General features: G+C 73.4%; 7 protein-coding genes. 3 read left to right on the top strand and 4 right to left on the bottom strand.

Annotated elements, in window-relative coordinates:
* Nucleotides 1-9: 9 nt before the first annotated feature.
* From CCN42_RS35685 to CCN42_RS35670, 4 genes are read right to left on the bottom strand one after another with little or no spacing between them, the layout of a single operon-like run.
* Nucleotides 10-1,038, bottom strand: coding sequence for a cysteine synthase family protein (locus tag CCN42_RS35685; RefSeq protein ID WP_086741509.1), 1,029 nt, complete (start codon nt 1,036-1,038; stop codon nt 10-12).
* Nucleotides 1,039-1,050: 12 nt separating this feature from the next.
* The gene (locus tag CCN42_RS35680) at nt 1,051-2,391 is read right to left on the bottom strand and encodes an alanine racemase (RefSeq protein WP_086741508.1); all 1,341 of its coding nucleotides are present in this window, start codon (nt 2,389-2,391) and stop codon (nt 1,051-1,053) included.
* A 35-nt stretch (nt 2,392-2,426) separates the two neighbouring features.
* Nucleotides 2,427-3,425, bottom strand: coding sequence for an ornithine cyclodeaminase family protein (locus tag CCN42_RS35675; protein ID WP_086741507.1), 999 nt, complete (start codon nt 3,423-3,425; stop codon nt 2,427-2,429).
* Nucleotides 3,422-4,414, bottom strand: coding sequence for a TauD/TfdA family dioxygenase (locus tag CCN42_RS35670; protein WP_086741506.1), 993 nt, complete (start codon nt 4,412-4,414; stop codon nt 3,422-3,424). Before CCN42_RS35670 ends, CCN42_RS35675 begins: the two co-directional genes overlap by 4 nt.
* Nucleotides 4,415-4,685: 271 nt before the next feature.
* Here CCN42_RS35670 and CCN42_RS35665 point away from each other — a divergent pair, with 271 nt between their 5' ends.
* From CCN42_RS35665 to CCN42_RS35655, 3 genes are all read left to right on the top strand, one after another.
* On the top strand, nt 4,686-6,239 hold the full coding sequence (locus tag CCN42_RS35665; protein ID WP_086741505.1) for an ABC transporter substrate-binding protein: 1,554 nt from the start codon (nt 4,686-4,688) through the stop codon (nt 6,237-6,239).
* Nucleotides 6,224-7,240 (top strand): ABC transporter permease, encoded by a 1,017-nt coding sequence (locus tag CCN42_RS35660; RefSeq protein WP_086741510.1) that lies wholly within the window; start codon nt 6,224-6,226, stop codon nt 7,238-7,240. The genes CCN42_RS35665 and CCN42_RS35660 overlap by 16 nt, the downstream gene beginning before the upstream one ends.
* A gap of 76 nt (nt 7,241-7,316) precedes the next feature.
* Nucleotides 7,317-8,159, top strand: a complete 843-nt coding sequence (locus CCN42_RS35655) for an ABC transporter permease (protein ID WP_086741504.1) — start codon at nt 7,317-7,319, stop codon at nt 8,157-8,159.
* Nucleotides 8,160-8,206: the final 47 nt, after the last annotated feature.

Here is an 8,206-nt window from a genome sequence, read left to right as displayed (position 1 = left end):
GCGTGGGAGTCAGGTGTGGCGGAGCTTGGCCAGCAGCGCTTCGACCTCGCGCTCGGCATCGGGGTCGAGCAGGTCGCGGGCGGCCATCCAGTCGTCGTCGAACACCGTGTCCAGGTACTTCTCCCCGCCGTCGTTGACGAGCGCGACCATAGTCGTTCCGGGCGGCAGTGCGGAGAGCCGGGCGAGGGCCTCGTAGACCACGCCGCCCGCCGAGCCGCCGATCAGCAGCCCGGTGCGGCGGCCGACGGCCCGGCAGGTGGCGAACGCCTCGACGTCGCCGACCTTCACGCCCTCGTCGAGCAGGTCGTAGTCGACCATGGCGCCGATGGTGGCGCCCTCGGGGGTGCCGGTGCCGGACTGGTAGTAGTCGTGCGCGGGCGGTCCGAAGGCGATGGAGCCCTTCGGTTCGACCCCGACGATCCGCACCCCGGGCACCGACCTGCGCAGCTCTCCGCCGGTTCCGAACAGTCCGCCGCCGGTGCCGACCGCGCCGATGAGGATGTCGACACGGCCGTCCAGGGCCGCGTGCAGCTCGTGGGCGACCGGTCGGTAACCGTCGCCGTTCGCCGGGTTGTTGTGCTGCTCGGTGAAGTAGGCGCCGGCCGTCTCGGCGGCGAGTCGCTCCGCGTACTCCTCGCGGGCGGCGGTGGCCAGTTCCTCGTCGCCCTCGTCGGCGACGTAGACCAGTTCGGCGCCGAGCGCCTTCATCGCGCGGAGTTTGTCGGCGGCGGCGTGGTGGTCGACGACGGCGGTGAACGTGTAGCCGCGTTCGGCGGCGACCACGGCGAGGCCGAGGCCGGTGTTCCCGGAGGTCGATTCGACGATCCGGCCGCCGGGCCGCAGCAGCCCGCGCTCCTCGGCGTCGACGACCATCTGCCGGGCCATGCGTATCTTCGCGGTGCCGGTCGGGTTGAACTGCTCGAGCTTCAGCAGCAGCCGGCTGTCGTCCTGGGTACGGCACAGCTCGAACAGTGGTGTGGCACCGATGAGTTCGGACACCTGGCGGACGATCGGGGGGCGGTGCAGGGCACGGTCCATGGTGAGCACTCCCTACGGGTGGCGGTCGAGACGCCAGCGGGGACGGGCGGCGGGCTCGGGGGCGGGTTCGACGACGACCTTGGGCGGCAGCGGCAGTTCGTGGAAGGGCGACTCGTTGGAGTCCATCTGATAGCCGGCCGTGTTGAGGTAGACGAGCAGGTCGCCGACGGCCGGCCGGTGCGGGAAGGGCACCCGGCGCCAGGTGAGCATGTCGGACTCCAGGCAGGTAGCGGCGCCGACACAGGCCTCGTACGGCCCCGGCGCCGCGGGCGCCCCGGGCAGCAGCACCGGGTCGGGCAGGAACTCGCTCTCGAACCACTGCTCGGAGAGGCTGAGGCTGCTGCCGTCGACGGTGAGGATCGCGTAGCCGTCGCGCTCCTTGACGCCCTGGACCCGGAAGACCGTGCACCCGGCCTGGTCCAGCAGGGCCCGACCCGGTTCCACGAGCAGGGTCACCCCGGCCTCCCGCAGCAGCGCGGCCAGCGGGGAGGTCCGCCCGGCGGGCACCGCCGCGAGGATCGCGCGCAGCGCGTCGGCCCCGGCGACGGGGGAGTGGTACGGGTAGAACCCGCCGGAGAAGGTCTTGCCCGCGTGGTAGTGCCCGGGCCGCTGCTCCTCGGTGAACCGGCGCCAGTCGTCGCCGTCCGCGTAGTCCACGGGGAAGCCGCCGCCGATGCTGATCCGGTCGGCGCGCAGCCCCAGCGCACGGGCGTGCCGGCACAGGCGGACCAGTTCCCCGGCGAGGTCGGCGCGGGCCGGGATGTCGTAGCCGGAGAGGTGGAAGCCGAAGCCCTCCAGCTCCAGGGGGGCGTCCGCGCAGCGGCGCAGGGCGGTGTCCAGTTCCGCCGGGTCCAGCCCGAACCGGCTGTGCGGCTGGGCGGGCGGCAGCCGCCGCAGCAGCACCCGCGCCGTGCGGCCCAGTCCGGCGGCGGTGCGGGCGAGGCGGTCCAGCTCGTCGAGCGCGTCCACGGCGACGAGCGCGCCCTGGAGGACGGCGACCCGCAGCAGGTCGTCGGACTTGGCGGGCCCGGTCACCACCGTGTCGGGGCCGGGCACCCCGGCGGCGAGCGTCTCGCGCAGCTCGCCCGTGCTCGCCACGTCGACGCCGAGGCCGAGGACGGCGGCGCGTTCGGCGTACAGGGCGGCCTTGTTGGCCTTCTTGGCGTAGTAGATCCGTCCGCGCACGCCCGCTTCGGTGAACGCGCGCCGGAAGGCGGCGGCGTTGGCGTCGAAGGGGCCGGGAAGGAGGACGTGGTAGGGCCCGCCGAGGCCGTGGCTCAACTCGTGCAGCAGGGGCCCGGCGGCGAGGAGGTCCCGCACCTCGGGCGCCTGCCGGGCGGGCAGCGAGGGCACGGGGGGAGCGGCCGGGGAAGCGGTCCGGGGCGTGGTCACTGCCACAGCGGCACCGCCGTGCCCAGCCCCTGGGCGAGGGCGAGTTGGGCGAACCGGTGGCCGAGCGCGATGTCGGTGACGACCAGCCCGCTGTTGTATGCGAAGATCCGCTGGCCCGGGTCGGTCCGCCCGGCCGCCCGTCCGGCCAGCACCTCGGGGAACTCGGCGTCCACGGCGCGCAGTTCACCGCCCGCGTCGGCCATGTCGGTGCCGGTCACCCGCATCTGGGCGGCGCTGGTGGCGATCACCCGGTCGGCGCGGTGCAGGGTGGAGGGCGCGATGCCGTAGCCGACGAGCACGGACAGCGCGGCGGGCTTCAGCCAGTCGGCGTCCACGGAGGCGGGTGTGCCGGGGCCCGCCGTGGCCAGGACGATGTCGGAGTCCCCGGCCGCCGCCCGCAGGTCGGTCACCACCTCGGCCTCGCGGTCCGGGAAGTGCGCGTGCAGCTGCTCGCGCACCGCGCGTATCCCGTCCGGGTGGGTGCCGAAGAGCATCAGCCGCTCCAGGTGCGGCATGGTGGTCAGCAGGAACGGCAGGGCGAGCCGCCCCTGGGTGCCGGTGCCGATGACGAGCGCGCTGCGGCTGCCGGGCGCGGCCAGTTCACGGGCCAGCAGCGCGGAGACCGCGGGGGTGCGCAGGGCGCCGATCCGCCCGCAGTCCATCATCGCGACGGGCAGTCCGGTGGCGTCGTCGTAGAGGGTGAGCGTCGTGTAGTAGTGCTGCTTGTCGCGGTCCTCGTGCAGGCCGTGCTTGTACGACGTCTTGACGGCGACGACGCCGCGCTCCCCGTCCCGGCCGAGCATCGCGTACGCCACCGAGTGGCCGTCCTCCGGCTTGACGGTGAGCTTGCGCGGATTGTCCGAGCGGCCCGCGGCGAGGGTGCCGTACGCCTGCTCGACGACGGCGACGACGTCGGCGAGGGATATCTCAATACCGGCGACGTCGCTGGTGCCGAGGACGCGCAGGGTGGTGTCCGATGCGTGGGTGGCGGTCATGCGTCGTATGCCTCCAGAACCTTCTGTCCGTAGCCGTGTTCGAAGCGTTCCGCCGAGGGGCGGGTGCGACGCCCCGGAACCCGTATGGAGGAACGTTTCAGCCAGCGGTCCGTGCCGTCATAGCGGGCCTTGAAGGGGACTCGGCCGTGCACCACGAGGTCGTTGTCCACGACCAGGACCTGGCCCGGCACCAGGCTGACCGCCGTCGCGACCCGGGACAGCTCGTCCGTCAGCCGGGCGTAGGCGGCGCGGTGCTCGGCACCGGCGCGCTCCAGCGGCGTGTAGGCGGGGTCGAAGCGCAGGGTCGGGCCGTCCGGCGACTGCCACAGCGTCGGCACGGGCTGCGGATCCCCGGCGTAGCCCTGCGCCTCGGCGTAGGCGTCGTCGGGCAGGATCGGCAGCTCGGGGCGGCTCAGCAGCCGTACGTCCTCGTCGGACAGCCGGACCCGGCGCACGCTCGCGGCCGTGGTGGCCACCGCGTCCGGGTTGCGCATGCAGGAGAGCAGCAGCAGGTGGGCGCGGCCGGGATGGAAGGCGTCCTCGGTGTGCGGGCTGAGCAGCACGCTGCTGCTGGCGCCGGTCTGCTCCGCCTCGTGTCCGGGCGAGGGCACGATGTTGTGCACGTACCGCCCCTCCTGCTGGCCCTCCCAGGCCAGCGGGACGCCCATCACCGCGGAGAGCAGCAGCAGGACCACGTCGTGGACCGCGGTGGTGTCGCCGGCGCTCGACCAGTGGGCGGGCGTGGGGCCGAGCGCGGCGTCGTCGACCTCCAGGCCGGTCAGCACGAACAGGCCGTCGGCGGTGTCGACGGGACGGCAGGCGTCGTGCACGCCCTCGCTCAACGCGGCTGCCACACATGGGAGTTCGGCGAGCAGGCCGGGGTGCGTCGGTAACCCGGAGAAGCGGTCGAGCAGAGATGCGGCGGCGGCGCGCAGCTCCGCGGCGTGGGCAGGCGAGAGGAGACGTACGGGCACAGCTCCCGTGGGCATGGTGAGTCGTCCGTTCCGAGGGTGGCGGTCGAGGCGGGCGCCGTCCTGGACAGCGCTTTTCCGATGGCGAACGGTCTCTTGCGATGGCTCTGCCGGGGCTCGTCACGTTGGGTAGCCGCCCGGTAGCCGTGGAGAAACATAGCCAACGCATAACGTGAAGGCAAGGCTTGCCTAACTTTGGCGAAAGTCACTCTGTGCGCCGCTTGTGCGCTCCTGCGTGGTCAGGATAGGCAAACCTCAGCAAGAGTCCCACCGTGAAATCGAGGACAACGTGGACCTGACGAGACGTCAACTGCTGTGGACCGGCGGCGCCTTCACCACGACCGCGCTGATCGGCGCCTGCGGCGGCGGCGGTGACGACGACACCGCCGGGTCCCCCGGCGCCGGTACCAAGCCCCGCCGCGGCGGCACCCTGAGGGTCGGCGCCCTCGGCCGCGCCGGCGCCATCACCCGCGACCCGCACGGCACCCAGGCCAACGAGAGCGACTACCTCATCCTCAGCCTCGTGTACGACACCCTCACGGTGCCCGGCAGCAAGCCGAACACCGTGCCCCGGCTCGCCGCCAAGTGGCAGGCCTCCGACGATCTGAAGACCTGGCGATTCACTCTTGCCAAGGGTGCGCTCTTCCACGACGGAACCCCCGTCACCGCCGACGACGTCGTCCACTCGCTGCGCCGGCTGCGCGGCACCCCCTCCGGCGCCTCCCGGCTGCCGGGCATCCAGGCCGAGAACATCACCGCCGACGGCACCGGCACCGTCGTCCTGGTCTCCGACTACCCCAACGCCGAACTGCCCCAGCTCACCCGGCTGACCACCTTCGTCATACCCGAGGGCACCACCGACGAGGACATCGCGAAGGCGCCCGGCACCGGCCCCTTCAAGCTGGAGTGGTTCCGCGGCGGCAACGCCCGGCTGGTGCGCAACGACCAGTGGTACGGCGGCGACGTGCACCTCGACGCCATCGAGGTGAAGATCTTCGAAAGCCCGCAGGCGATGGCCAACGCCCTGCTCTCCGGCCAGCTCGACCTCGCCTCCAACGTCGGCGCGGTCGCCGCCCGCACCGCCGAGGGACGCAAGGACATCCAGACCGTGCGCCGCCCCAACGACATGGCGATGCCCCTCGTCATGCGCACCGCCGACGGCCCCTTCGCCGACCCCAGGGTCCGCGAGGCGCTGCGCCTCGCCGTCGACCGCGAGGCCATGGTCAAGCAGGTCCTCTCCGGCTACGGCACCGTCGCCAACGACATCCTCGGCACCGGCGACCCCGCCTACGCGAAGGACATCCCACAACGCACCCGCGACCTGGCCGAGGCGAAGCGGCTGCTGAAGGCGGCCGGATTCGACACCTCCAGGACCTACGAGCTGCTGACCACCGAGGACATCTCCGGACTCGCCGAATCAGCCACCCTCTTCGCCTCCCAGGTCCGCGAGGCCGGAGTCAGGATCAAGGTCGTCAAACAGGAATCGGCCGTCTTCTGGGACAAGACCTGGCTCAAGGGCGACCTGTACACCACCTACTGGGGCACCAACGACTCCGTCGTCTTCTTCGCCAGCAAGACCATGGTCTCCGGCAGCGGCCAGAACGAAGCCGGCTGGCAGGACGAGGAGTTCGACGCCGCCTACGAGAAGGCGATGGCCACCGCCGACGCCACCGCCCGCGCCCGGGAGCTCAGGGAACTCCAGCAGATCGAGCACGAGCGCTCCGGCTACCTGCTCTGGGGCATGGCCGACGGCATCGACCTCGCCGTACCCGCCGTCCAAGGACTGCCCAGGCTGCCCGGCTACGGCCGGGTCCAGCTCGAGCGGACCTGGCTGGCCCGTTGACCACCGACACCGCCGGCACCGCCGCGCCGGTGGCGAAGAGCGCACTGGCGCGGCACCCCGCCCTGCCCGCGCTCACCCGCACCGGCGCCGTGCTGCTCAAACGCGCCGCCCTGCTCGCCCTCCTGCTCGCCCTGGTCTTCTGCACCGTCGAACTGCTGCCCGGTGACGCCGCGGGCGCCACCTCCGAGCGCGGCGAGAGCGCCGCCGACATCGAGCAGCGCCGCAGGCTCCTCGGCCTCGACCGGCCGGTCCTGGAACGCTTCTGGGACTGGATGTCCGGCCTGCCCGCCGGCGACCTCGGCACCTCCGCCCGCGGCGAGCCGGTCACCGGCCTGCTCTCCACCGCCTTCCCCAACACCCTGCTGCTCGGCGGCCTCGCCCTGCTGCTCACCGCCGTGCTGTCGACCGCCCTCGGCTGCTGGGCCGCGCTCCGCCCCGGCGGACGCGTCGACCGGGCGGTGTCCGGCACCGCGACCGCCGTCCTCGCGCTGCCCGAGTTCGTGGTGGCCGTGGCCCTGGTCCTGGTGCTGTCGCTGTGGACCGGCTGGCTGCCCGCCGTCACCCTCACCGACCTCGACGGAAACCCCGACTCCTGGACCATGCTCGTCCTGCCCGCCCTCGCCCTCACCCTCCCGCAGACCGGCTGGAACGTGCGGATCGTACGGGCCGCGCTCGCCGACGAGGCCCGCGCCCCGCATGTGGAGACCGCCGTCCTCGACGGACTCCCGCCCCACCGGGTCCTCACCCACCACGTCCTGCCCGGCGCCCTGCCGACCATCGCCGCCGGCCTCGCCACCTCCACCGGCATGCTGCTCGGCGGCGCCGTCGTCGTCGAGACCATCTTCAACTACCCCGGCATCGGCTCCGTCCTGGCCTCCGCCGTCACCGACCGCGACAGCCCCGTCATCGCCGGAGTCACCGCACTCGCCGGAGCCGTCATCACCGCCGTACTCCTCCTGGCCGACCTGGTCCGGGACCTGATGGCGGGAGGCCGCCGATGAACACGAACGCCCTTCGCGCCGACCGGCCGGTGTCCGCGGCCGGTCCGGTCCGGGACCTGATGGCGGGAGGCCGCCGATGAGCGTCGCTGCTTCCCCGCGGGCGCGTGCGTTTGCCCTGCCGGGGACCGCGCTGCGGGTGCTGCCCGCGGTGCTCCTCGTGACGCTCGCCCTGTGCGGGCCCTGGCTCGCCCCGCACGCCATCGACGCCCCCGTCGCCGCCCCGTACGCCGAACCCGGCGCCGACGCCGTGCTCGGCGGGGACCAGCTCGGCCGGGACGTGCTCAGCAGACTCCTCACGGGCGGACGCGAACTGGTCGTGTCCTCGCTGCTGGTGGCCGTGCTCGTCACCGTCGTCGCCGCCGTCCTCGGCGCCGTCGGCGCGGTCCGCCCGCTTATCGGACGGATCGTCGAGCGCGTCGCCGACCTGCTGATGCTGCTGCCCGCCGTGCTCGGCATCCTCCTGGTCACCCTCTCCTGGCCGGGCGGCGGCCGGCTCGCCGTCATCGCCGCCGCCGTCGCCCTCGGGGTGCCCTACGCGGTACGGCTGGTCGCGGGCGCCGCCGCCCCCGTCGCCGCCACCGGATACGTCGAGGCGGCCGTCGCGGGCGGCGAACGCCTGTGGCACCTGGTCCGGCGGGAGATCCTGCCCAACCTGCGCGCCACCCTGCTCGCCCTGTTCGGGCTGCGCTTCGTCGCCGCCGTCTACCTCGTCGCCACGGCCGGGTTCCTGCAAGTGGGGCCCCAGCCCCCGGCCGCCGACTGGGCGTTGATGATCCGCGAGAACTCCGCCGGGATCCTCCTCAACCCCTGGGCCGTGGTCGCCCCCAGCGCCGCCATCGGCCTGCTCGCCCTGAGCGTCAACCTCGCCGCGGCGGCCCTCGCCCCGCAGACCGGCCGGAAGGCGGTGCCCGTCCTGTGAGCCACGATCCCGACCGGTACGGACGGCCCGCCGGACCACCCGCCGGA

This window comes from Streptomyces glaucescens (assembly GCF_002154375.1).
Taxonomy (GTDB): Bacteria; Actinomycetota; Actinomycetes; order Streptomycetales; family Streptomycetaceae; genus Streptomyces; species Streptomyces glaucescens.
Note: the sequence above shows the minus strand (reverse complement) of the source record. Positions and strands in the feature narration are given on the sequence as shown.

Bases quoted from the DNA above. Each gene is read 5' to 3' on its own strand.
- CCN42_RS35685 (WP_086741509.1), bottom strand. From the start codon at position 1,038: ATGGACCGTGCCCTGCACCGCCCCCCGATCGTCCGCCAGGTGTCCGAA.
- CCN42_RS35675 (WP_086741507.1), bottom strand. From the start codon at position 3,425: ATGACCGCCACCCACGCATCGGACACCACCCTGCGCGTCCTCGGCACC.
- CCN42_RS35670 (WP_086741506.1), bottom strand. From the start codon at position 4,414: ATGCCCACGGGAGCTGTGCCCGTACGTCTCCTCTCGCCTGCCCACGCC.
- CCN42_RS35655 (WP_086741504.1), top strand. From the start codon at position 7,317: ATGAGCGTCGCTGCTTCCCCGCGGGCGCGTGCGTTTGCCCTGCCGGGG.